The sequence below is a fragment of the Streptomyces sp. NPDC001515 genome (genome assembly GCF_053597115.1).
Genome location: NZ_JBSFHN010000015.1, coordinates 32222 through 55473, shown reverse-complemented (window position 1 = coordinate 55473; position 23252 = coordinate 32222). Strand labels below are relative to the sequence as shown.

Annotated in this window: 15 protein-coding genes; 10 read left to right on the top strand and 5 right to left on the bottom strand. The window is 72.4% G+C overall.

From position 1 onward, the window contains the following. Positions 1-35 precede the first annotated feature (35 nt). The gene (gene glgP / locus ACWCXC_RS17560) at positions 36-2642 is read right to left on the bottom strand and encodes an alpha-glucan family phosphorylase (RefSeq protein ID WP_450889667.1); all 2607 of its coding nucleotides are present in this window, start codon (positions 2640-2642) and stop codon (positions 36-38) included. A gap of 752 nt (positions 2643-3394) precedes the next feature. On the opposite strand from glgP, the gene ACWCXC_RS17555 reads away from it, so the two are divergent. The 4 genes from ACWCXC_RS17555 (at position 3395) to glgB (ending at position 11426) form a co-directional block, all read left to right on the top strand. Next, positions 3395-5443, top strand: a complete 2049-nt coding sequence (locus ACWCXC_RS17555; RefSeq protein WP_450889665.1) for an alpha-1,4-glucan--maltose-1-phosphate maltosyltransferase — start codon at positions 3395-3397, stop codon at positions 5441-5443. Beyond that, positions 5440-7146 carry a maltose alpha-D-glucosyltransferase gene (gene treS / locus ACWCXC_RS17550; protein WP_450680256.1) on the top strand — a complete coding sequence of 569 codons (1707 nt, stop codon included), beginning with the start codon at positions 5440-5442 and terminating at the stop codon, positions 7144-7146. Before ACWCXC_RS17555 ends, treS begins: the two co-directional genes overlap by 4 nt. A gap of 228 nt (positions 7147-7374) precedes the next feature. Then, positions 7375-8841: a maltokinase N-terminal cap-like domain-containing protein gene (locus ACWCXC_RS17545; protein ID WP_450889663.1), complete on the top strand. Its 1467-nt coding sequence runs from the start codon at positions 7375-7377 to the stop codon at positions 8839-8841. 152 nt (positions 8842-8993) lie between these two features. After that, on the top strand, positions 8994-11426 hold the full coding sequence (glgB, locus tag ACWCXC_RS17540) for a 1,4-alpha-glucan branching enzyme (RefSeq protein ID WP_450889661.1): 2433 nt from the start codon (positions 8994-8996) through the stop codon (positions 11424-11426). Between the two features lie 48 nt (positions 11427-11474). Here glgB and trxA read toward each other — a convergent pair whose 3' ends face one another. From trxA to ACWCXC_RS17525, 3 genes are all read right to left on the bottom strand, one after another. Beyond that, on the bottom strand, positions 11475-11819 hold the full coding sequence (trxA, locus tag ACWCXC_RS17535; protein WP_450680253.1) for a thioredoxin: 345 nt from the start codon (positions 11817-11819) through the stop codon (positions 11475-11477). 3 nt (positions 11820-11822) lie between these two features. Next, a complete protein-coding gene (locus tag ACWCXC_RS17530; RefSeq protein ID WP_450889658.1) occupies positions 11823-12227 on the bottom strand; it encodes a MerR family transcriptional regulator in 405 nt (134 codons plus the stop codon). A 99-nt stretch (positions 12228-12326) separates the two neighbouring features. Continuing rightward, the gene (locus tag ACWCXC_RS17525) at positions 12327-13706 is read right to left on the bottom strand and encodes a cation:dicarboxylate symporter family transporter (protein ID WP_450889656.1); all 1380 of its coding nucleotides are present in this window, start codon (positions 13704-13706) and stop codon (positions 12327-12329) included. Between the two features lie 128 nt (positions 13707-13834). On the opposite strand from ACWCXC_RS17525, the gene ACWCXC_RS17520 reads away from it, so the two are divergent. The 3 genes from ACWCXC_RS17520 to ACWCXC_RS17510 all read left to right on the top strand — a co-directional run bounded on the left by ACWCXC_RS17520 (position 13835) and on the right by ACWCXC_RS17510 (position 17002). Then, on the top strand, positions 13835-15505 hold the full coding sequence (locus tag ACWCXC_RS17520; RefSeq protein WP_450680250.1) for a sensor histidine kinase: 1671 nt from the start codon (positions 13835-13837) through the stop codon (positions 15503-15505). Then, positions 15502-16176: a response regulator gene (locus tag ACWCXC_RS17515; RefSeq protein WP_450680249.1), complete on the top strand. Its 675-nt coding sequence runs from the start codon at positions 15502-15504 to the stop codon at positions 16174-16176. The genes ACWCXC_RS17520 and ACWCXC_RS17515 overlap by 4 nt, the downstream gene beginning before the upstream one ends. A 196-nt stretch (positions 16177-16372) precedes the next feature. Beyond that, positions 16373-17002, top strand: coding sequence for a helix-turn-helix domain-containing protein (locus ACWCXC_RS17510; RefSeq protein ID WP_450889803.1), 630 nt, complete (start codon positions 16373-16375; stop codon positions 17000-17002). Between the two features lie 38 nt (positions 17003-17040). On the opposite strand, the gene ACWCXC_RS17505 is transcribed toward ACWCXC_RS17510, so the two are convergent. Then, positions 17041-18066 carry an ATP-dependent 6-phosphofructokinase gene (locus ACWCXC_RS17505; protein WP_450680248.1) on the bottom strand — a complete coding sequence of 342 codons (1026 nt, stop codon included), beginning with the start codon at positions 18064-18066 and terminating at the stop codon, positions 17041-17043. A gap of 304 nt (positions 18067-18370) precedes the next feature. Here ACWCXC_RS17505 and pta point away from each other — a divergent pair, with 304 nt between their 5' ends. From pta to pyk, 3 genes are all read left to right on the top strand, one after another. Next, positions 18371-20443 carry a phosphate acetyltransferase gene (pta, locus tag ACWCXC_RS17500; RefSeq protein WP_450680247.1) on the top strand — a complete coding sequence of 691 codons (2073 nt, stop codon included), beginning with the start codon at positions 18371-18373 and terminating at the stop codon, positions 20441-20443. A 5-nt stretch (positions 20444-20448) separates the two neighbouring features. Beyond that, positions 20449-21684 (top strand): acetate kinase, encoded by a 1236-nt coding sequence (locus ACWCXC_RS17495; RefSeq protein WP_450680246.1) that lies wholly within the window; start codon positions 20449-20451, stop codon positions 21682-21684. Between the two features lie 74 nt (positions 21685-21758). Beyond that, complete coding sequence (gene pyk, locus ACWCXC_RS17490) at positions 21759-23189, top strand: pyruvate kinase (protein ID WP_450680245.1); 1431 nt, start codon at positions 21759-21761, stop codon at positions 23187-23189. Positions 23190-23252: the final 63 nt, after the last annotated feature.

Here is a 23252-nt window from a genome sequence, read left to right as displayed (position 1 = left end):
AGGAGCCCCCTCCTCCCGGGCGGCCGCGCGCGTGCTCAGCGCATCAGCACCCCCGCGCCCTCCCCCGTCGCCGCCGTCGGCTGGGCCACCAGGCCCAGCTCCGCGCCGTCGGCCAGCAGCCGGTGGGCGGGCAGAACCCGCACGGTGTAGCCGTAGGGGCCGGTGCGGTCCAGGGTGAGCGGGCCCTCGTACAGCCAGCGGCCCTCCAGGTCCTGACCGCCCGCCGGCTTCAGCGGGAAGACCTGGCTGTCGACGATCGCGTCGGCGGAGTCGACCCGCCCGGCCACCGCCTGCACCTCGACCTCGTCCGGCTCCAGCAGGCCGAGGCTGATCCGCACCCGCAGCGCCAGGGTGGAGCCCAGCTCGGCGGTGCCGCCGGAGGAGGCGTGCGGGGTCACCGCCTCGACGTGGTCGACGGCCACCCCCGGCCAGGCCGCCCTGACCCGGGCCTTCCAGCCGGCCAGTTCGCGCGCGGCCCTCCCGTCCAGGGCGCGCCCGGCCAGCGCGGCCGGGGTGTAGAGCCGCTCCACGTACTCCCGGACCATGCGGTCGGCGAGGACCTTGGGGCCCAGGGCCCCCAGGGTGCGGCGGACCATCTCGATCCAGCGTCCGGGCAGCCCGTCCTCGTCCCGGTCGTAGAAGCGCGGGGCGACCCGGTCCTCGATCAGCTCGTAGAGCGCGCCCGCCTCCAGGTCGTCGCGCCGGTCCTCGTCCAGCGCGGAGCCGTCGGCGGTGGGGATGGCCCAGCCGAAGTCCGGCTCGAACCACTCGTCCCACCAGCCGTCCAGGACCGAGAGGTTGAGGCAGCCGTTGAGGGCCGCCTTCATCCCGCTCGTCCCGCAGGCCTCCAGCGGGCGCAGCGGATTGTTCAGCCAGACGTCGCAGCCCGGGTAGAGCTTCTGGGCCATGGCCATCCCGTAGTCGGGCAGGAAGACGATCCGGTGCCGCACCCGGGGGTCGTCGGCGAACCGGACCAGCTCCTGGACCAGGCGCTTGCCGCCGTCGTCGGCGGGGTGCGCCTTTCCGGCCACGACGATCTGGATCGGCCGCTGCGGATGCAGGAGCAGTCCGCGCAGCCGGTCCCGGTCGCGCAGCATGAGCGTCAGCCGCTTGTACGAGGGCACCCGGCGTGCGAAGCCGATGGTGAGGACGCCGGGGTCCAGGACCCCGTCGATCCAGCCGAGTTCGGCGGACTGGGCGCCCCGGCTGCGCCAGGAGGCGTGCAGCCGCTGCCGGACCTCGGCGACCAGCTGTTCGCGCAGGGTGCGGCGCAGCTCCCACAGCCGCCGGTCCGGGACGTCCGCGACGGCGTCCCAGCGGCCGGGTTCGGACGCGGACTCGGCGCGCAGCCGGTAGACCTCGGGGGCGACCCAGGTCGGTGCGTGGACGCCGTTGGTCACGGAGGTGATCGGCACCTCCGGGGGGTCGAATCCCGGCCACAGCCCGGCGAACATCTCCCGGCTGACCTCGCCGTGCAGGGTGGAGACGCCGTTGGCGCGCTGGGCGAGCCGCAGGCCCATCACCGCCATGTTGAAGACGCCGGGGTCGCCGCCCTCGTAGGTCTCGGTGCCCAGCCGCAGCACGCGGTCGGCGGGGACGCCGGGGAGTTCGCCGTCGTCGCCGAAGTGCCGGGCGACCAGCTCGCGGTCGAAGCGGTCGATTCCGGCCGGGACCGGGGTGTGGGTGGTGAAGACGGTGCCCGCCCGGACGGACTCCACGGCGGCGTCGAAGTCGAGCCCGTCGCCGGACAGCTCGCGGATCCGTTCGAGGCCGAGGAAGCCGGCGTGGCCCTCGTTGGTGTGGAAGACCTCGGGCCCGGGGTGGCCGGTGAGCCGGCAGTAGGTGCGCACCGCGCGCACCCCGCCGATGCCCAGCAGTATTTCCTGGAGCAGCCGGTGCTCGCTGCCGCCGCCGTAGAGCCGGTCGGTGACCTCGCGTTCGCCGGGGGCGTTGTCCTCGACGTCGGAGTCGAGCATCAGCAGCGGCACCCGGCCGACCTGGGCCTGCCAGATCTGGGCGTGCAGGGTGCGGCCGCCGGGCAGCGAGAGCACCACCTGGCTCGGGGTGCCGTCGGCCTCGCGCACCAGGGTGACAGGGAGTTCGTTGGGGTCGAGGACGGGATAGTGCTCCTGCTGCCAGCCGTCCCGGGTCAGGCTCTGGCGGAAGTAGCCGTGGCGGTAGAGCAGTCCGACGCCGATCAGCGGGACGCCGAGGTCGCTGGCGGCCTTGAGGTGGTCGCCGGCGAGGATGCCGAGGCCGCCGGAGTACTGCGGCAGGGCGGCGGTCACCCCGAACTCGGGCGAGAAGTAGGCGACGGCGGCGGGCAGCCGCTCGCCGGCCTCCTGCCGCTCCTGGTACCAGCGGGGGCCCTCCAGATAGGCCCGCAGATCGGCGGACGCCTCGGCCAGCCGGTGCAGGAACGGCTCGTCCCCGGCCAGTTCGGCCAGGCGCGCGGCCGAGACGGAACCGAGCAGCCGCACGGGGTCGCACTCCGCGCTCCGGCCGGCCGCCGGGTCGACGGCCTGGAACAGCTCACGGGTCTCGGTATGCCAGGACCAGCGCAGGTTGCGTGCCAGGTCGCTGAGCGGTCGAAGGGGATCGGGGAGGACGGGACGCACGGTGAAACGACGAATGGCCTTCACGTATCCCACCTTTACAGGGCACGTACGGATCCGAGCGGACGCACCACGGTGTGCGCCGCTCCGTCACCCTCGACGGTAGTGGCGCGCGGGGCGCACCGGCCACGGCGCGCGGACGGCCCGGTGGTGCGACCCGGTGGGCGGGGCCCGTGGCACTCCGGCCCCGTACGCCTCACTCGCGGATCCAGACACATCCGGCACAGGCGTTATGGCCGATTCCTTCCCCTCGTGCGGCCTTGTGGGCCTTCGCGCCACAGGGAAAGCTGCCGTGTGGCGCCCGACCCACCCCGCGTGTGCCGGTTCCGCGCAGTCCCGCGCATGCGCGGCGGAGCCCGGCGCATTCAGAACGAAACACCTACGCCCGAGTAGTTAACACCTCACCGGATTGGCCCACCGACTTCCGTGGGAAGGCTTCTCCGGTACCCGGAACGAATGCCTCCCGACGACTGCCGAGAACGTCCCGCCCCCGTCTCGTACGTGATTCGGCCGCGGCCGTTCGGTGATCCGCCCGGCGGTTTCGTATGCAATCCGCGCGGACCCCGTGCGCATTCGTCCCTGCCCGTGCACCACACCCCACCGCGGCCATTCGAGTGCTCTTCGAGTGAACGCGGACAGGAGCGGCCATGCCCACACCCCATCAGTCATCGGCGGAGCGGCTAGAAAGGACCGAAACCCACCGTCGCGGCGCACGCAATCCGCTTTCCGCGCCGGTCGTGCGCCCCGCCGAGCCCGTTCCCCCGTCCCCAGGTGATTCCATGATCGGTCGCATTCCCGTCCTCGACGTCCGTCCGCTCGTCGACTGCGGCAGAAGGCCCGCCAAGGCCGTCTGCGGCGAGACCTTCGAGGTCACGGCGACCGTCTTCCGCGAGGGCCATGACGCGGTCGCGGCCAATGTGGTGCTGCGCGGTCCGAAGGGGCGTCCGGGCCCCTGGACGCCGATGCGCGAGCTGGCTCCGGGCACCGACCGCTGGGGCGCGGAGGTGACCCCGGACGCCGAGGGCCGCTGGACGTACACCGTGGAGGCATGGAGCGATCCGGTCGCCACCTGGCTCCACGCGGCGCGGATCAAGGTGCCGGCCGGGATCGACACCGCGCTCGTCCTGGAGGAGGGCGCCGCGCTGTACGAGCGGGCCGCCGCCTCCGTGCCCAAGCGCGACGGCCGGGAGGCCGTGCTGGCCGCCGCGGACGCGTTGCGCGACACCTCCCGTCCGGCCGCCGCCCGGCTGGCCGCAGCGCTGGCCCCCGAGGCGGCGGCCGCGCTCGGCCGGCATCCGCTGCGCGACCTGGTCACCCGCTCCCGGCCGCATCCGCTGGTCGTCGAGCGCCGGCGCGCGCTGTACGGCTCCTGGTACGAGCTGTTCCCGCGCTCGGAGGGGGCCAGGATCGAGCCGGCCGCGCCCGCCCGCAACGGCCGCAGGGGTGCCGAGGACGGGGGCGCCGCAGCCCCGCCACGTCCCCGGATCATCAGCGGCACCTTCCGCACGGCGGCCGAGCGGCTGCCCGCGGTCGCCGCCATGGGCTTCGACGTGGTCTATCTGCCGCCCATCCACCCCATCGGCACCACGCACCGCAAGGGCCCCAACAACGCGCTGTCCGCCGGGCCCGGGGACGTCGGCGTGCCGTGGGCGGTCGGTTCGGCCGAGGGCGGGCACGACGCGGTCCACCCGGACCTCGGCACGCTGGAGGACTTCGACCACTTCGTCGCGACGGCCCGCACCCTGCGGATGGAGATCGCCCTGGACTTCGCGCTCCAGTGCTCCCCGGACCATCCCTGGGTGGAGAAGCACCCGGAGTGGTTCCACCACCGGGCGGACGGCACGATCGCCTATGCGGAGAATCCCCCGAAGAAGTATCAGGACATCTATCCGATCGCCTTCGACGCGGATATGCCGGGCATTGTCGCGGAGAGCGTGCGCATCCTGCGTTTCTGGATGGACCGCGGAGTGCGGATCTTCCGCGTCGACAATCCGCACACCAAGCCGGTGGTCTTCTGGGAGAAGGTCATCGCCGACATCAACGGAACCGATCCGGATGTCGTCTTCCTGGCCGAGGCGTTCACCCGCCCCGCGATGATGCGGACCCTCGGCGCGATCGGATTCCAGCAGTCGTACACGTACTTCACCTGGCGCAACACCCGGCAGGAACTCACCGACTACGTCAACGAACTGGCCGGTGAATCCGCCTCTTTCATGAGGCCCAATTTCTTCGTGAACACCCCCGACATCCTTCCCGGATATCTCCAGGAGGGCGGCAGGCCGGCCTTCGAGGCACGGGCGGTGCTCGCGGCGACGCTCTCCCCGTCCTGGGGGGTGTACGCGGGGTTCGAGCTGTGCGAGAACACCCCGCTCCGCAGCGGCAGTGAGGAGTACCTCGATTCGGAGAAGTACGAGATCCGGCCCAGGGACTGGGAAGCCGCCGAGCGGGAGGGCCGTTCGCTCGCCCCGCTCCTCACCTCACTGAACCGGATCAGGCGCCGGAATCCGGCGCTCCAGCAACTGCGCGACGTGCACTTCCACGCCTCCGACAACGACGCGCTGATCGTGTACAGCAAGCGCTCCGGTGCCAACACCGTCCTGACCGTCGTCAATCTGGACCCGCACCACACCCAGGAGGCGACCGTCTCGTTGGACATGCCGCGACTCGGCCTCGAACGGCACGAGAGCGTGCCGGTGCGCGACGAGCTCACCGGCGCTTCCTATCACTGGGGCAGGACCTTCTATGTGCGCCTGGAGCCGGGCGTCACGCCCGCGCACATCGCCGTCCTGCGACCGTCCCCGCCGACCGGAGGGTCACCCACACCATGATCGTCAACGAGCCCGTCCACGACACGTTCGAGGACACCCCGGCCAAGGACCGCGATCCCGACTGGTTCAAGCGCGCCGTCTTCTACGAAGTCCTCGTCCGGTCCTTCCAGGACTCCAACGGCGACGGCATCGGAGACCTGAAGGGACTCACCGCCAAGCTGGACTACCTCCAGTGGCTGGGCGTCGACTGCCTCTGGCTGCCGCCGTTCTTCAAGTCGCCGCTGCGCGACGGCGGTTACGACGTCTCCGACTACACCGCGGTCCTGCCGGAGTTCGGCGACCTCGCCGACTTCGTCGAGTTCGTCGACGCCGCCCACCAGCGCGGGATGCGCGTGATCATCGACTTCGTCATGAATCACACCAGCGACCAGCACGAATGGTTCCAGCAGTCCCGGAGCGATCCCGACGGCCCGTACGGCGACTACTACGTCTGGGCCGACGACGACAAGCAGTTCCAGGACGCCCGGATCATCTTCGTGGACACGGAGACGTCCAACTGGACCTTCGACCCGGTGCGCAAGCAGTACTACTGGCACCGGTTCTTCTCGCACCAGCCCGATCTCAACTACGAGAACCCGGCGGTGCAGGAGGAGATCATCTCCGCGCTGCGCTTCTGGCTGGACCTCGGCATCGACGGCTTCCGGGTCGACGCGGTGCCGTACCTCTACCAGCGCGAGGGCACCAACTGCGAGAACCTGCCCGAGACCCACGGGTTCCTCAAGCGGGTCCGCAAGGAGATCGACGCCAACTACCCGGACACCGTGCTGCTCGCCGAGGCCAACCAGTGGCCCGAGGACGTCGTCGATTACTTCGGCGACTACCGCACGGGCGGCGACGAGTGCCACATGGCGTTCCACTTCCCGGTGATGCCGCGCATCTTCATGGCGGTGCGGCGGGAGAGCCGCTACCCGGTCTCGGAAATCCTGGCCAAGACCCCGGCCATCCCCAAGAACTGCCAGTGGGGCATCTTCCTGCGCAACCACGACGAGCTGACCCTCGAAATGGTCACGGACGAAGAGCGCGACTACATGTACGCGGAGTACGCCAAGGACCCGCGGATGCGGGCCAACATCGGCATCCGCCGCCGGCTGGCGCCTCTGCTGGACAACGACCGCAACCAGATCGAGCTGTTCACCGCGCTGCTGCTGTCGCTGCCCGGCTCCCCGATCCTCTACTACGGGGACGAGATCGGGATGGGCGACAACATCTGGCTGGGCGACCGCGACGCCGTACGCACCCCGATGCAGTGGACGCCCGACCGCAACGCCGGGTTCTCCTCCAGCGATCCCGGGCGGCTCTACCTCCCCACGATCATGGATCCGGTCTACGGCTACCAGGTCACCAACGTCGAGGCGTCGATGGCCTCGCCGTCCTCGCTGCTGCACTGGACCCGGCGGATGATCGAGATCCGCAAGCAGAACCCGGCGTTCGGCCTGGGCACCTACAACGAACTGCCCTCCAGCAACCCGGCCGTACTCGCCTTCACCCGGGAGCACGGGGACGACCTGGTGCTGTGCGTGCACAACTTCTCGCGGTTCGCCCAGCCGACGGAGCTGGACCTGCGGTCCTTCAACGGGCGTCATCCGGTGGAGCTGATCGGCGGGGTGCGCTTCCCCGCCATCGGTCAGTGGCCCTACCTGCTGACGCTCGCCGGGCACGGCTTCTACTGGTTCCGGCTGCGCAAGGACGCGCCTCCGAGCTGACCCGCACGTCCCGTGCGGGGCGGTTTCCGCCGCCCCGCACGGGGCACGCTTCCCCCCATATCGAGCGCTTCCCCATGGTTACTGGATCTTCCTGGCGTTTCGATCACACCGAGTCGAGTCCGTACGGACCATCCTGACCCGACACGTCCCGCACAGCCGGACAGCCCATGCCGCAATCCGGGACACTCTTCGCATCCTGTGGTGTGCCCGGGGAAAGGACGCGATGCCATGTCGGAGGCTGCATCCGCTCAGGTCACCCTGGCGAACAGCACAGCCCTGCTCCCCTCCCTGGGGCCGCTGCTGCATTCATGGCTGCCCCGGCAGCGGTGGTTCGCGGGCAAGGGACACCCCATCACCGCCTTCTCGCTGGTCTCGGCGACCGAACTGCTGCCGGTGGCGGCGGACGGCGGCCCGGGGCTCCTGCACCTGCTGGTGCGGGCCCATCAGCCCACGATGCCGACCCAGCCGCCCGCCGACTGCTACCAACTCCTGCTCGGGGTGCGCGCCGCCCTGCCCCCGCTGCTGGCCCCCGCCCTCATCGGCCGCCCCGACCAGGGCCCGCTGGCCGGACTCACCGTCTACGAGGGGCTGCACGATCCCCGCCTGGCCGCACTGCTGCTGGAACGATTGCGCACCCCGGGCGGCCTCGGCGACCTGCGCTTCGCACGGGCGGCGGCGGTCCCCGAGGGCCTGGCCCCCCGGCTGCTGGACACCGAGCAGTCCAACTCCTCGCTGGTGTACGGCGATGCGTACATCCTCAAGGTGTTCCGGCGGGTCTTCCCGGGCACCAACCCGGATCTCGAACTGCCCCTCGCGCTCGCCCGCGAGGGGTGCGGGCGCGTCCCCGCTCCGGTCGCCTGGTTCGAGGCGGCCGGGGCCGAGCGGCTGACGCTCGGGGTGCTCCAGCCCTTCCTGCGGGACGCCGAGGACGGCTGGCAGCTCGCCCTGCGCGCGCTGGCCGCCGGGGACGACTTCACCACCGAGGCGTACGCCCTGGGCCGGGCCACCGCCGAGGTGCACACCGCGCTGGCGGCGGCGCTGCCCACCCCGGCCCTGCGCCGCTCGCAGACCGACCGGCTGGCCGCCGCGATGACGCGCCGGCTGGAGAGCGCCGCGCACGCGGTGCCCGAACTCGTGCCGTACGTCCCCGGGCTGCGCGCCGCCTTCGACGCGCTCGCCGCGCCGGGCGGTCCCGGAGCCGGCCGGCCCGCCCAGCGGGTGCACGGCGATCTCCATCTCGGCCAGGCCCTGCGCGGGACCGATGGTTTCTGGTCGCTGATCGACTTCGAGGGCGAGCCCGCCCGGCCGCTCACCGAACGCCGCACCCCGCAGCCGCCGGTGCGCGACATCGCCGGAATGCTCCGCTCCTTCGACTACGCGGCCCGCTCGCACCGGCCCTGGAACCCCGCGTGGGCGGCCCGCTGCCGGACCGCGTACTGCGACGGCTACGCCGCGTCGGCGGGCGTCGACCCGCGCGGCGAACCCGAGCTGCTGCGCGCCCACGAGACCGACAAGGCGGTCTACGAGGTGGTCTACGAGGCACGGCACCGGCCCGACTGGCTGCCGGTCCCGATGGCCGCGATCCGGCGGCTGGCCGCCGCGGCCGACGCGGACGCCGAGGCGGAAGCCGGGGCGGACGGGACCGCTGCCGGTGCCGAAGCCCCCGATACCGAAGCCGACGCCGAAGCCGGCTGATCCCCCCGGACGCCCGGACCCCCGCGCGCGCGTCCGCCCCGGGCTCCGGTCCCCTGTCCCGCCCGGCCCCCGACTCCCGCCCGCCCCGAGTCCCGAACCCCCGCACCGCCCGTCCGCGTCCTTTCGCCCTCACCCCCGAGGAGGCCGTCCCCGTGACCGCCCGCAAGCCGTCCCGCACAGCGTCCGAGACCGTTCCGCCGACCCCCGAGGCCCCGCTCCCCGCACCGCCGGCCGATCCCGCGGTGACCGACGCGGCCACCCCGGCCACCGCGACCGCCCCGGCGGCGGAGCCGGCCGCGACCGTCGCGACGAAGACCGCCGCGCCGGCCCGGCGGGGGAAGCGGGCCGCGCCGCCCCGGCCGCGCGGCGCCGGGAAGCAGGGGGTCCGCGAGGCCCCGGCGCTCGACCCCGGGGACCGGGCCCGGCTGCTGGCCGGCGAGCACCACGCCCCGCACGATCTGCTCGGCGCCCACCAGGTACGCGGCGGGGTCGCCATCCGGGTGCTGCGCCCCTTCGCCCGCACGGTGACCGTGCTCGCCAAGGGGCTGCGGACGCAGCTCCACGACGACGGGGACGGGCTGTTCTCCGGGCTGCTGCCGATGCCGTCGGTCCCCGAGTACCAGCTGCTGGTGGCCTACGAGGACAACGAGATCGAGGTCCACGACCCGTACCGCTTCCTGCCCGCGCTGGGCGACCTCGATCTGCACCTGATCAGCGAGGGCCGCCACGAGGAATTGTGGACGGCGCTGGGCGCCCGGCCGATGGAGCACCAGGGCGTGGCCGGGACCCGGTTCACGGTGTGGGCGCCGAACGCCCGGGGCGTGCGGGTCAGCGGTGACTTCACCTACTGGGACAGCACCGGTTTCCCGATGCGTTCGCTGGGCTCCAGCGGGGTGTGGGAGCTGTTCCTGCCCGGAATCGGGGAGGGGGCGCTGTACAAGTTCGACATCTGCCGTCCGGACGGTTCGCACACGCTGCGCGCCGATCCGATGGCCCGGCACACCGAGGTCCCGCCGCGCAACGCCTCGGTGGTGACGGCCTCGCACCACGTCTGGCAGGACCAGGAGTGGATGGCGCACCGGGGCGACGTACCGGCGCACGAGGCGCCGTTCTCCGTCTACGAGGTGCATCTGCCGTCCTGGCGGCCGGGGCTGACCTACCGGCAGCTGGCCGAGCAACTGCCCGCGTACGTACGGGACCTGGGGTTCACGCATGTGGAGCTGATGCCCGTCTCGGAGCATCCCTTCGGCGGCTCCTGGGGCTACCAGGTGACCGGTTTCTACGCGCCGACCTCCCGGATGGGCTCCCCCGACGATTTCCGCTTCCTGGTGGACGCGCTGCACCGGGCCGGGATCGGGGTGATCGTGGACTGGGTGCCCGCGCACTTCCCGCGCGACGACTGGGCGCTCGCCGAGTTCGACGGGCGGCCGCTGTACGAGCACGCGGATCCGCGCCGGGCCGCGCATCCGGACTGGGGCACGCTGGAGTTCGACTACGGGCGCACCGAGGTGCGCAACTTCCTGGTCGCCAATGCCACGTACTGGTGCGAGGAGTTCCACATCGACGGGCTGCGGGTGGACGCGGTGGCCTCGATGCTCTATCTGGACTACTCCCGCGAGGAGGGACAGTGGGCGCCGAACGAGCACGGCGGCCGGGAGAACCTGGACGCGGTGGCCTTCCTCCAGGAGATGAACGCGACCGTCTACCGGCGCAACCCCGGGGTCGTCACGATCGCGGAGGAGTCCACCGCCTGGGACGGCGTGACCCGGGCCACCCACCACACCGGTCCGGGCGGCTTCGGCGGCCTCGGTTTCGGGCTGAAGTGGAACATGGGCTGGATGCACGACTCGCTGGAGTACGTGTCGAAGGAGCCGGTGCACCGCAAGTACCACCACAACGAGATGACCTTCTCGATGGTGTACGCGTACAGCGAGAACTACGTGCTGCCGATCTCGCACGACGAGGTCGTGCACGGCAAGCGTTCGCTCGTCGGCAAGATGCCCGGTGACTGGTGGCAGCAGCGCGCCAACCACCGCGCGTATCTCGGCTTCATGTGGGCGCATCCGGGCAAGCAACTGCTGTTCATGGGGCAGGAGTTCGCCCAGGGAGCGGAGTGGTCGGAGGGCCACGGCCCCGACTGGTGGCTGCTGGACCCGTCGTACGCGGCGGAGAGCGACCACCGGGGGGTGCGGACGCTGGTGGGCGAGCTGAACGCGGTGTACGCGCGGACGCCCGCGCTCTGGCAGCGGGACACGGTGCCGGAGGGCTTCTCCTGGGTGGACGGGGACGCGGCCGAGGACAACGTCTTCGCCTTCCTGCGCTTCGACGCGCACGGCGCCCCGCTGCTGGCGGTCTGCAACTTCTCGCCGGTGGTGCGGCACGACTACCGGATCGGGGTGCCGGAGGTGGACGGCGGCGCGGTCGCCTGGGCCGAGGTGCTGAACACCGACGAGGCCCGGTACGGGGGCAGCGACGTGCGCAACCCCGGGCCGCTGAAGCCGGAGCGGGTGGCCGCGCACGGCAGGCCGGGCAGTGTGCTGCTGACGCTGCCGCCGCTGGCGACGGTGTGGCTGCGGCCGGTGTGAGCCGGGCGGGGCGAAGCGGCCGGGCCCGCCCGGCCGCTTCGCCCGCGTTCAGACCCTGGCCGGCAGCACGTCCTCCAGCTCCTGGAGCAGGCGGCGCTTGGGGCGGGCGCCCACCATCGACTTCACCGGCTCACCGCCCCGGAAGACCATCAGGGTCGGCGTCGACAGCACGGCGTAGCGGGCGGTGGTCTCCGGGTTGTGGTCCACGTCGATCTGCACCACCTTGAGCCGGCCGCTCTCCTCCCCGGCGACCGCACCGAGCACCGGGGCCAGCTGCCGGCAGGGGCCGCACCAGTCGGCGGTGAACTCGACCAGGACGGGCAGCGCCTCTTCCAGCACCTCCCCGTCGAACGTCTCGTCGGTGACCTCGGCGACATTCTCGGCCTTCGGCATCCGTCATCCTCCCAGTTCGCATCGTGGTTCGGGGCCGCCCGGCAGCGCGGCGGACGCCTCCAGCTCGGCGCGGGCCAGCTGGGCCCCCACCTCCGCCCGGACCGTCCGCAGCTGTTCGATCAGCGTGTCCAGCTCCCCGAGCTTGCGGCGGTAGACGGCGAGCGAGGCCGGACAGGAGTCCCCGGCCGGATGGCCGGCACGCAGGCACTCCACGAAGGGCCGGGTCTCCTCCAGGTCGAACCCGAAGTCCTGGAGGGTCCGGATCTGCCGGAGCAGGCGCAGATCGCTCTCGTCGTAGGTGCGGTAGCCGTTCACCGCCCGCCGGGCGGGCAGCAGCCCCCGCGACTCGTAGTAGCGCAGCGTCCGCGTCGTCGTTCCGGCCCGTTCGGCCAGCTCCCCGATTCGCATGTCACGACGGTAGGCGTTGACGTGGACGTCAAGGCAAGCGCCGGGAACGCGGGTGGGGGCCGGTACGGATGTTCCGTACCGGCCCCCACGCGGTTCGCGCTACGCCTTGGCGAGCGAGGGCTGCTCCTCGCCGCCGTCACGGGCCCCGGGAACGTACGGCTCCGAGGGGCCCTCGTCCGTGATCATCTTCTCGTCGAAGGGCAGCGCCCCGGAGAGGACCCGGTCCACCCTGGCCCGGTCGATCTCCTTGGTCCAGGTGCCGACGAGCACCGTGGCCACGGCGTTGCCCGCGAAGTTGGTGAGGGCGCGGGCCTCGCTCATGAAGCGGTCGATGCCGACGATCAGGCCGACGCCGTCGACCAGTTCGGGGCGGTGCGACTGGAGGCCGCCGGCGAGGGTGGCGAGACCGGCGCCGGTGACGCCCGCCGCGCCCTTGGAGGCGATCACCATGAAGGCCAGCAGCGAGATCTGCTCGCCGACGCTCAGCGGGTCGCCGGTCGCGTTGGCGATGAAGAGCGAGGCCATCGTGAGGTAGATGGCGGTGCCGTCGAGGTTGAAGGAGTAGCCGGTCGGCACGGTGATGCCGACGACGGGCTTGCTGACGCCCATGTGCTCCATCTTCGCGATCAGCCGGGGCAGGGCCGATTCGGACGAGGAGGTGGAGAGGATCAGCAGGAACTCCCGGCCGAGGTACTTCAGCAGGGCGAAGATGTTCACCCCGGCCACCAGGCGCAGGATCGTGCCCAGCACCAGGAAGACGAAGAGCGCGCAGGTGACGTAGAAGCCGATCATGATGACGGCGAGGGACTTCAGCGCGTCCACGCCGGTCTCGCCCACCACGGCCGCCATCGCGCCGAAGGCGCCGACCGGGGCCGCCCACATGATCATGGCGAGGATACGGAAGACCAGGCGCTGGATGTGGCCGATGCCGCGCAGCACCGGTTCGCCGGCCGGGCCGAGTGCCTGGAGGGCGAAGCCCGCGAGCAGGGCGATCAGCAGGGTCTGGAGCACCTCGCCCTCGGTGAAGGCGGAGACGAGGGTGGTGGGGATGATGCCGAGCAGGAAGTCCACCGTGGACTCGCTCGCCCCGGACGCCTGCTTCTCGCCGGCGGCGCGGGCGGCCTCGGTGAGGTGGAGGCTGGAGCCGGGTTCCAGGATGTTGCCGACGACCAGGCCGATGGCCAGGGCGACGGTCGACATCACCAGGAAGTAGCCGAGGGCCAGTCCGCCGACGGCGCCGACCTTGGCGGCCTTGCGGACCGAGCCGACGCCGAGCACGATCGTGCAGAAGATGATCGGCGAGATCATCATCTTGATCAGGTTCACGAAGCCCGTGCCGATGGGCTTGAGCTCCACGGCGGCGTCCGGCGCGGCGAAGCCCACGAGGATGCCGAGGCCCACCGCCGCGATCACGGCAAGGTACAGATACTTGGTGCGGTCCGGCTTGGTGCGGTCCGGCTCGGTGGCGGCCTGTGCCACGGGGTCTCCTCGGGTCGTCCTTGTCCCTCCCCCGTCCCGGGGGTCCCGGCGACTATCCCGCCGCTTGTGACGCCGGTCACCCTTGCGTGCATTTCGTTCATACATTTTCGGCCAGGCAGACTGGGGCAATGCGCTTCCCCCGTACCCGCCCGCGCAGTCTCGCGGGGCAGCTCTTCGCCATGCAGGTGGTGCTGGTGGCGGCCGTGGTGGCGGGGTGCGCCTTCTTCGCGTACGTCTCCGGCCGGAGCCAGGCCGAGGAGACGGCCACCCGGCAGGTGCGGGCCGCCGCGCTGGCGATCGCGGCCTCGCCCTCGGTCCGGGAGGCGATCCGCACCCCGGACCCGTCCGCCGTGCTCCAGCCGTACGCGGAGCGGGTCCGCGAGGACACCCGGATCGCGTTCGTCACCATCATGGATCCCCGGCGGATCCGCTGGACGCACCCGGTCACGGAGCGGATCGGTGAGCCGTTCCTCGGCCACACCGCGCGGGCGCTGCGCGGCGAGACCTTCTCGGAGACGTACACGGGCACGCTCGGTCCGTCGATCCGGGTGGTCACGCCGATCCGCGACGGCGGCCGGATCGTGGGCCTGGTCAGCGCCGGCATCACGGTCGACCGGGTCTCCTCGCAGGTGCGGGCGCAGCTGCGGGCGCTGGGGCTGGCGGCGGGGGCGGCGCTGGCGCTCGGCGGGGCCGGCACGTACGTGATCAACGCCCGGCTGCGGCGGCACACCCACGGGATGAACGCCGCCGAGCTGAGCCGGATGCACGACTACCACGAGGCCACCCTGCACGCGGTGCGCGAGGGGCTGCTGATGCTGGACGGGCAGCGCAGGATCGCGCTCATCAACGACGCGGGGAGGGAGCTGCTGGGGCTGGCCCCGGGCACCGTCGGCCGCCGGGTGGCGGATCTCGATCTCCCGGCCCCGCTGACCGGGGCGCTGCTGGCCTCCGAGGAGCGGGTGGACGAGGTGCATCTGACGGCGGACCGGGTGATCGTGGTCAACACCCGTCCGGTGGTGGGCGGGGAGCGGCGCGGCACGGTGGTGACGCTGCGGGACCACACCGAACTCCAGGCGCTCTCCGGCGAGCTGGACTCCGAGCGGGGGTTCACGCGGGCGCTGCGCTCGCAGGCGCACGAGGCGGCGAACCGGCTGCACACCGTGGTCTCGCTGATCGAGCTGGGCCGGGCGGACGAGGCGGTCGGCTTCGCCACGGCGGAGCTGGAGCTGGCCCAGGCGCTGACCGACCGGGTCGTCGGGGCGGTCGCCGAACCGGTGCTCGCCGCGCTGCTGCTGGGCAAGGCGGCCCAGGCCAACGAACGGGGCGTGGAGCTGGTGCTGGCGGACGACAGCCTGATCGACGACGGGGCGCTGCCCCGCACGCTGCCGGGGCGGGACCTGGTGACGGTGCTGGGCAATCTGATCGACAACGCGGTGGACGCGGCGTCCGAGGCGGCGGCCGGTTCCCCCGCGCCCGGCGCCGTCCCGGAGCAGCGCGGCGCCCGGCGTCCGGCCCGCGCCCGGGTCACGGTGACCGCGCTGGCCGACGGCGGGGAGCTGCTGCTGCGCGTCGCGGACAACGGCGCGGGCGTGGCACCGGACGACGCGGACGAGGTGTTCCGCCGGGGCTGGTCGACGCACGGAGCGGGCCGGGGCCTCGGACTGGCGCTCGTGCGGCAGGCGGTGCACCGCAACGGCGGCTCCGTCACCCTGGAGCGGGGTCCGGACGGCGGCGCGGAGTTCACCGTGCGGCTGCCGCTGGACCGTGAGGGCGGCGTGCGGAAGGAGCCGGTGCGGTGATCCGGGTGCTGGTCGTGGAGGACGATCCGGTGGCGGCGGACGCCCATGAGCTGTACGTGAACCGGGTGCCGGGCTTCACGGTGGCGGCCGTGGCGCGTTCGCGGGCCGAGGCGGTGCGGGCGCTGGACCGGGTGCCGGTCGATCTGCTGCTGCTCGATCTCTATCTGCCCGACGGCCACGGGCTCCAGTTGCTGCGCGCGCTGCGGGCGTCCGGGCACGGGGCCGATGTGATCGCGGTGACCTCGGCCCGGGATCTGGCGGTGGTCCGCGAGGGGGTCTCGCTGGGGGTGGTGCAGTACGTGCTGAAGCCGTTCACCTTCGCCACCCTGCGGGACCGGCTGGCGCGCTACGCCGAGTTCCGGGCGGCTGCCGGCGAGGCGAGCGGGCAGGACGAGGTGGACCGGGCGCTGGCCTCGCTGCGCGCCCCGCACCCCGCCCGTCTGCCCAAGGGGCTCAGCGCCCCGACGCTGGCCTCGGTGACCCGGGTGCTGCGGGCCGCCCCGGACGGGGTGACGGCGTCGGCCGCGGGCGCGGAGCTGGGGATCTCGCGGATCACCGCGCGCCGCTATCTGGAGCACCTGGTGACGGCGGGCCGGGCGGTGCGCAGTCCGCAGTACGGCCAGGTCGGCCGCCCGGAGCTGCGCTACCGCTGGCTGGCCGAGGAGCGCTGAGGCCCGGGAAGGGGCGCCGGGCGGGGCCCCGGTCGCCGGGCTCCCCGCCCCGCCCACCGTCTGGACGTTCCTACGAGCCGTGAACCGGTGCGAACACACCGTATTCATATGACCCGTGACCTCCTACATTGGGGCCGTGCACCCCATTCCGCCGTTCAACGCCCCCGCCGCGCGCCGCCTGCGCGAGGCCCTGGGGATGGCTCCGGGCCATGTCGCCTACGGACTCGCCGCCCAGTACGGTCTGCGGATCAGCGCGGAGACGGTCGCCGCTTGGGAGCGGGGCCTCGCCCTGCCGACCGATTACGAACTCACCGCGCTGGCAGGGGTGTTGTGGTGCGCCCCGGGTGAACTGCTCACCGCCGCCCGGACCCTGCGCGAGCACCGGCTGGCCCGTGAGCTGACGGCGGACGAACTGGCCGCCCGGGTGGGGATGTCGACCGCCGCCTACCGGAAGATGGAGGAGGCGGGGCGCTGGCGGGGCAATGAGCGGCAGTCCGCCGCGCTGACCGAGGCGCTGGGGCTCACGGCGGCGGAGTTCGTCACCGCGTGCGGCCGGGACGAGGAACTGGCCGGGCTGCTGCGGAGCGCGGTGACGACCCGCTGGCAGGCGTACGTCCGCCCGGTGGCCAAGGCGGCCCCGCTGGACCGGTCCCTGATCCAGCCCGCGCTGGAGCGGCTGCACACCGACTACCAGGCGCTGATGGTCTCCACGCTGAGCTGGGGCGGCTCCGGCACCGAGGGGACGGCCGCGACGGGCGACGCCGGCCGGGCGTTCCTGGCGGGCATCGTGCCGCGGTTCTGGGAGGCGGTGGAGGCCCGGGGCTGAGGGCCGGCCGCGCGCGGCGTCCGGCCCTCGGATCCGGTCTAGAAAACCGACTCGGCCTCGTGCATCCGGTCCACGGGGACGGTCTTGAGCTGGGTGACCGCGTGGGCCAGCGGGACCATCTCGATGTCGTTGCCGCGCAGCGCGGTCATGTTGCCGAAGTCGCCCCGGTGGGCGGCCTCCACCGCGTGCCAGCCGAAGCGGGTGGCGAGGACGCGGTCGTACGCGGTGGGCGTGCCGCCGCGCTGGACGTGGCCGAGGATGACCGGCCGGGCCTCCTTGCCGAGCCGCTTCTCCAGCTCGACGGCGAGGCGGTTGCCGATGCCCTGGAAGCGCTCGTGGCCGTACTGGTCGATCTCGCCCTTGGCGTACGGCATGGAGCCCTCGGCCGGGTGCGCGCCCTCGGCGACGCAGATGACGGCGAACTTCTTGCCCCGGGCGAAGCGCTCCTCGACCATCTTGACCAGGTCCTCGACCTGGAAGCGCCGCTCGGGCAGGCAGATGCCGTGGGCGCCGCCGGCCATGCCGGACTCCAGCGCGATCCAGCCCGCGTGGCGGCCCATCACCTCGACGACCATGACCCGCTGGTGGGACTCGGCGGTCGTCTTCAGACGGTCTATGGCCTCGGTGGCGACGCCCACCGCGGTGTCGAAGCCGAAGGTGCGGTCGGTGGCGGAGATGTCGTTGTCGATGGTCTTCGGAACGCCGACGACGGGCATGCCCGCGTCCGAGAGCATGCGGGCGGCCGTCAGGGTGCCCTCGCCGCCGATCGGGATCAGCGCGTCCATGCCGTAGCGGCGGCTCAGCTCGGCGCAGTTCTCGGCGGCCTCGCGCAGCCGGTCGCGCTCCAGCCGGGCGGAGCCGAGGATAGTGCCGCCGCGGGCGAGGATGCCGCTGACCGCGTTGAGGTCGAGGGGGCGGAAGTGGCCGTCGAGGAGGCCCTTGAAACCGTCCTCGAAACCGATGACCTCGTCGCCGTGCCCGACGACGGCACGGTGCACGACCGAGCGGATCACGGCGTTCAGCCCTGGGCAGTCGCCGCCTGCGGTGAGAACTCCGATGCGCATCGTGCTGTATCTCCTGTTCGCTACCTCCGGGCAGGCCCCGGGGCCTGCCCGGATGCCGTACGGGCCGGGGCAACGGCATGCTCCCCCGTACCGTAAGTCGGGACGATTGTTCCACGCCGGGCGCGCACCCCGCGCTTCCGGCTGCTCCGGGGGCCTCCGGGACGGGCCCGGGAGCGGCCCCCCGGAGCCGCCCGCGGGGGCTTTCGTCCGGCGGGCGGCCCCTCCGCCCCCACGGGTATCGTCAAACGGGCGATATCCCATGAACCGGACATCGCGCCGGACCAGAGACGACGGGAGAGCACGCGTGACGCGCAGCGTGTACGTGACCGGGATCGACCGGGGAGACGGCCGCCAGGTCGTCGATCTGGGCGTCATGGAGCTCCTGACGCGGCAGGTGGACCGGGTCGGGGTGTTCCGGCCGCTGGTCCACGACGACCCGGACCGGCTGTTCGAACTGCTGCGGGCCCGCTACCGGCTCTCCCAGGACCCGGCGAGCGTCTACGGGCTGGACTACCACGACGCCTCCGCGATCCAGGCGGAACAGGGCACCGACGAACTCGTCTCGCGGCTCGTCGACCGCTTCCACCGGGTGGCCGCCGACTACGAGGTGGTGCTCGTCCTCGGCACCGACTTCGCCGCCACCCAGCTCCCCGACGAGCTGGCGCTGAACGCCCGGCTGGCCAACGAGTTCGGCGCCTCGGTGATCGCCGTCGTCGGCGGCCAGGACCAGAACGCCGCCTCGGTGCGGGCCGAGACCCGCAACGCCTACCGGGCGTACACCGGACACGGCTGCGAGGTGGTCGCGGTGGTCGTGAACCGGGTGGCCGCCCAGGACCGCGAGGAGATCGCCGAGCGGCTGACGGCCACGCTGCCGGTGCCGTGCTCGGTGCTGCCCGACGATCCCGCGCTCTCCGCGCCGACGGTCGCCCAGATCACCGCGGCGCTGGACGGCACGGTGCTGCTCGGGGACGATTCGGGGCTGGCCCGTGACGCGCTGGACTTCGTCTTCGGCGGCGCGATGCTGCCGAACCTGCTGAAGGCGCTGACGCCGGGGTGCCTGGTGGTGACGCCCGGGGACCGCTCGGACCTGGTGATCGGCTCGCTGGCCGCGCACAGCGCGGGCACCCCGCCCATCGCGGGGGTGCTGCTGACACTGGACGAGCGGCCCGGTGAGGAGATACTCACCCTGGCCGCGCGACTGGCGCCGGGCACCCCGGTCGTCTCGGTGGCCGGCGGCTCCTTCCCCACGGCCGGGGAGCTGTTCGCCCTGGAGGGCAAGCTGAACGCGGCGACCCCGCGCAAGGCCGAGACCGCGCTCGGACTCTTCGAGCGGCACGTCGACACGGCCGCGCTGCTGGACGGGATCTCGGTGGCCCGCAGCGGCCGGGTCACCCCGATGATGTTCGAGCACGAGCTGCTGGAGCAGGCCCGCGCGGACCGCCGCCGGGTGGTGCTGCCGGAGGGCACCGAGGAGCGGGTGCTGCGCGCCGCCGACGTGCTGACCCGGCGCGACGTCTGCGACCTCACTCTGCTGGGCGACCCCGACGCGATCCGCAAGAAGGCCGCGGACCTCGGCATCGATCTGGCCGCCACCCGGATCGTCGACCCGCAGACCTCGGAGCTGCGCCAGACCTTCGCCGAACGGTACGCGGAGCTGCGCGCGCACCGCGGGGTGACGGTCGAGCTGGCGTACGACGTCGTCGCGGACGTCAACTACTTCGGCACACTGATGGTCCAGGAGGGCCTGGCCGACGGCATGGTCTCCGGGGCCGTGCACTCGACGGCGGCGACGATCCGCCCCGCCTTCGAGATCATCAAGACCAAGCCGGACGCCTCGATCGTCTCCTCGGTCTTCTTCATGTGCCTGGCCGACAAAGTCCTGGTGTACGGCGACTGCGCGGTCAATCCGGACCCGGACGCCGCGCAGCTCGCGGACATCGCCGTGCAGTCGGCGGCCACTGCGGCCCGCTTCGGTGTGGAGCCGCGGATCGCGATGCTCTCGTACTCGACCGGGACCTCGGGCTCGGGCGCGGACGTGGACAAGGTGCGCGAGGCGACGGAGAAGGTGCGCGGGAGCCGGCCGGACCTGAGGATCGAGGGGCCGATCCAGTACGACGCGGCGGTCGAGCCGAGCGTCGCGGCGACGAAGCTGCCCGGTTCGGAGGTGGCGGGCCAGGCGACGGTGCTGATCTTCCCGGACCTGAACACCGGCAACAACACCTACAAGGCCGTGCAGCGCTCCGCCGGAGCCGTGGCCGTCGGCCCAGTGCTCCAGGGACTGCGCAAGCCCGTCAACGACCTGTCCCGGGGCGCGCTCGTCCAGGACATCGTCAATACCGTGGCCATTACGGCGATCCAGGCGCAGGGCGAGGAGTGACCCGCATGACCACCACCGAAGGCGTCCCGGCCGGCACCGGGGCGAGCCGGGTTCTCGTCCTGAACTCCGGCTCCTCGTCCGTGAAGTACCAATTGCTCGACATGCGGGACCGCTCCCGGCTCGCGACGGGCCTGGTCGAGCGGATCGGCGAGACGACCTCGCGGCTCGTCCACACCCCGCTGGCCGGCGGGGGCGAGGCCCGGGAGCGGCTGGGCCGGATCGCCGACCACGACGCGGCGCTCAAGGCCGCCGCCGAGGAGCTGGCCGCCGACGGGCTGGGCCTGGACTCCCCCGAACTGGCCGCGATCGGCCACCGGGTGGTGCACGGCGGACTGCGGTTCACCGAGCCGACCGTGATCACCGACGAGGTGCTGGCCGAGATCGAGCGGCTGGTCCCGGTGGCGCCGCTGCACAACCCGGCGAACATCACGGGCATCCGCACGGCGCGGGCGCTGCGCCCGGACCTGCCGCAGGTCGCGGTCTTCGACACGGCGTTCCACACGACGATGCCGGAGTACGCGGCGCGGTACGCGATCGACGTGGAGACGGCCGACGCGCACCGGATCCGCCGCTACGGCTTCCACGGCACCTCGCACGCGTACGTCTCGCGCAAGGCGGCCGAACTGCTGGGCCGGACCCCGCAGGAGGTCAACGTCATCGTGCTCCACCTGGGCAACGGGGCCTCGGCCTCCGCGGTGGCGCGCGGCCGGTGCGTGGAGACCTCGATGGGCCTCACCCCCTTGGAAGGGCTCGTCATGGGTACGCGCTCCGGGGACATCGATCCGGCGGTCACCTTCCACCTCAAGCGGGTGGCGGGGATGTCGGCCGACGCGATCGATGAACTCCTGAACAAGAAGAGCGGTCTGGTGGGCCTCTGCGGGGACAACGACATGCGGGAGATCCGGCGCCGCGTCGACGAGGGGGACGAGCGGGCCGCGCTCGCCTTCGACATCTACGTCCACCGGCTGAAGAAGTACATCGGTGCCTACTCGGCGGTTCTGGGCAGGGTCGACGCGGTGGTGTTCACGGCGGGGGTGGGCGAGAACTCGGCACCGGTACGGGAGGCCGCCATCGCCGGCCTGGAGGAACTCGGTCTCGCGGTGGACGCCGATCTCAACGCCGTACGGTCCGGCGAGCCCCGCCTGATCTCGCCGGACTACGCCCGGGTGGCGGTCGCCGTGGTGCCGACGGACGAGGAGCTGGAGATCGCCGTCCAGACCTTCGTCCTGGTCGACAACTGAGCGCCCCCGCGCCCCTTTGTACCTTCCACCAGACGGAATATTCCGCAGCGAAACAAACCGATAGGATCCGCCTCATGCGCCGTTCCAAAATCGTCTGCACCCTCGGCCCCGCCGTCGACTCCCATGAGCAGCTCGTCGCTCTGATCGAGGCCGGCATGAGCGTGGCCCGCTTCAACTTCAGTCACGGTTCCCACGCGGAGCACCAGGGTCGTTACGACCGGGTCCGCAAGGCCGCCGCCGAGACCGGCCGGGCGGTGGGCGTGCTCGCCGACCTCCAGGGGCCGAAGATCCGCCTGGCGAAGTTCGCCGAGGGCCCGGTCGAGCTGGTCCGCGGGGACGAGTTCGTCATCACCGCCGAGGACGTCCCCGGGGACAAGTCGATCTGCGGGACGACCTACAAGGGCCTGCCGGGCGATGTCGCCAAGGGCGACCCGATCCTCATCAACGACGGCAACGTCGAGCTGAAGGTCGTCTCCGTGGACGGCCCGCGGGTCCACACCATCGTCATCGAGGGCGGGGTGATCTCCGACCACAAGGGGATCAACCTGCCGGGTGCGGCGGTCAACGTGCCGGCCCTGTCCGAGAAGGACGTCGAGGACCTGCGCTTCGCCCTGCGGATGGGCGCGGACATGGTCGCGCTCTCCTTCGTGCGCGACGCCAACGACGTCAAGGACGTCCACAAGGTCATGGACGAGGAGGGCCGCCGGGTCCCCGTCATCGCCAAGGTGGAGAAGCCGCAGGCCGTCGAGCACATGGAGGGCGTCGTCATGGCGTTCGACGGTGTGATGGTCGCCCGTGGCGACCTGGCCGTCGAATACCCGCTGGAGAAGGTCCCCATGGTGCAGAAGCGCCTGGTGGAGCTCTGCCGGCGCAACGCCAAGCCGGTGATCGTGGCGACCCAGATGATGGAGTCGATGATCACCAACTCCCGCCCCACCCGCGCCGAGGCGTCCGACGTCGCCAACGCGATCCTGGACGGCGCGGACGGGGTCATGCTCTCCGCGGAGTCCTCGGTCGGCGCGTACCCGATCGAGACGGTCAAGACGATGTCGAAGATCGTCGTCGCCGCCGAGGAGGAGATGCTCTCCAAGGGCCTGCAGCCGCTGGTCCCGGGCAAGAAGCCCCGCACCCAGGGCGGTTCCGTCGCCCGCGCGGCCTGCGAGATCGCCGACTTCCTGGGCGGTGAGGCCCTGGTCGCCTTCACCAAGTCCGGTGACACGGCCCGCCGCCTCTCCCGCTACCGCGCGGCCCAGCCCATCCTGGCCTTCACCACCGACGAGGCCACCCGCAACCAGCTGGCCCTCAGCTGGGGCGTCGAGGCCCACGTCGTCCCGCACGTCGACAACACCGACGCCATGGTCGACCTCGTCGACGCCGAGCTCCTCAAGCTCAACCGCTACAACGCCGGCGACACCATGGTCATCACCGCCGGCTCGCCCCCCGGCATCCCCGGCACGACCAACATGGTCCGCGTCCACCACCTGGGCGGCGGCGAGCGCGACTGACCCGGTCCGCACCGGACATGGCCGTGGGGGGGGGCCCCGGGGGCGGGGGGGGGGGCCCCCGGC

Coding starts and splice junctions, on each gene's coding strand:
- ACWCXC_RS17520 (WP_450680250.1), top strand. CDS start 13,835: ATGCGCTTCCCCCGTACCCGCCCGCGCAGTCTCGCGGGGCAGCTCTTC.
- treS (WP_450680256.1), top strand. CDS start 5,440: ATGATCGTCAACGAGCCCGTCCACGACACGTTCGAGGACACCCCGGCC.
- ACWCXC_RS17510 (WP_450889803.1), top strand. CDS start 16,373: ATGGCTCCGGGCCATGTCGCCTACGGACTCGCCGCCCAGTACGGTCTG.
- ACWCXC_RS17505 (WP_450680248.1), bottom strand. CDS start 18,066: ATGCGCATCGGAGTTCTCACCGCAGGCGGCGACTGCCCAGGGCTGAAC.
- ACWCXC_RS17530 (WP_450889658.1), bottom strand. CDS start 12,227: ATGCGAATCGGGGAGCTGGCCGAACGGGCCGGAACGACGACGCGGACG.
- pyk (WP_450680245.1), top strand. CDS start 21,759: ATGCGCCGTTCCAAAATCGTCTGCACCCTCGGCCCCGCCGTCGACTCC.
- trxA (WP_450680253.1), bottom strand. CDS start 11,819: ATGCCGAAGGCCGAGAATGTCGCCGAGGTCACCGACGAGACGTTCGAC.
- ACWCXC_RS17555 (WP_450889665.1), top strand. CDS start 3,395: ATGATCGGTCGCATTCCCGTCCTCGACGTCCGTCCGCTCGTCGACTGC.
- ACWCXC_RS17545 (WP_450889663.1), top strand. CDS start 7,375: ATGTCGGAGGCTGCATCCGCTCAGGTCACCCTGGCGAACAGCACAGCC.
- ACWCXC_RS17495 (WP_450680246.1), top strand. CDS start 20,449: ATGACCACCACCGAAGGCGTCCCGGCCGGCACCGGGGCGAGCCGGGTT.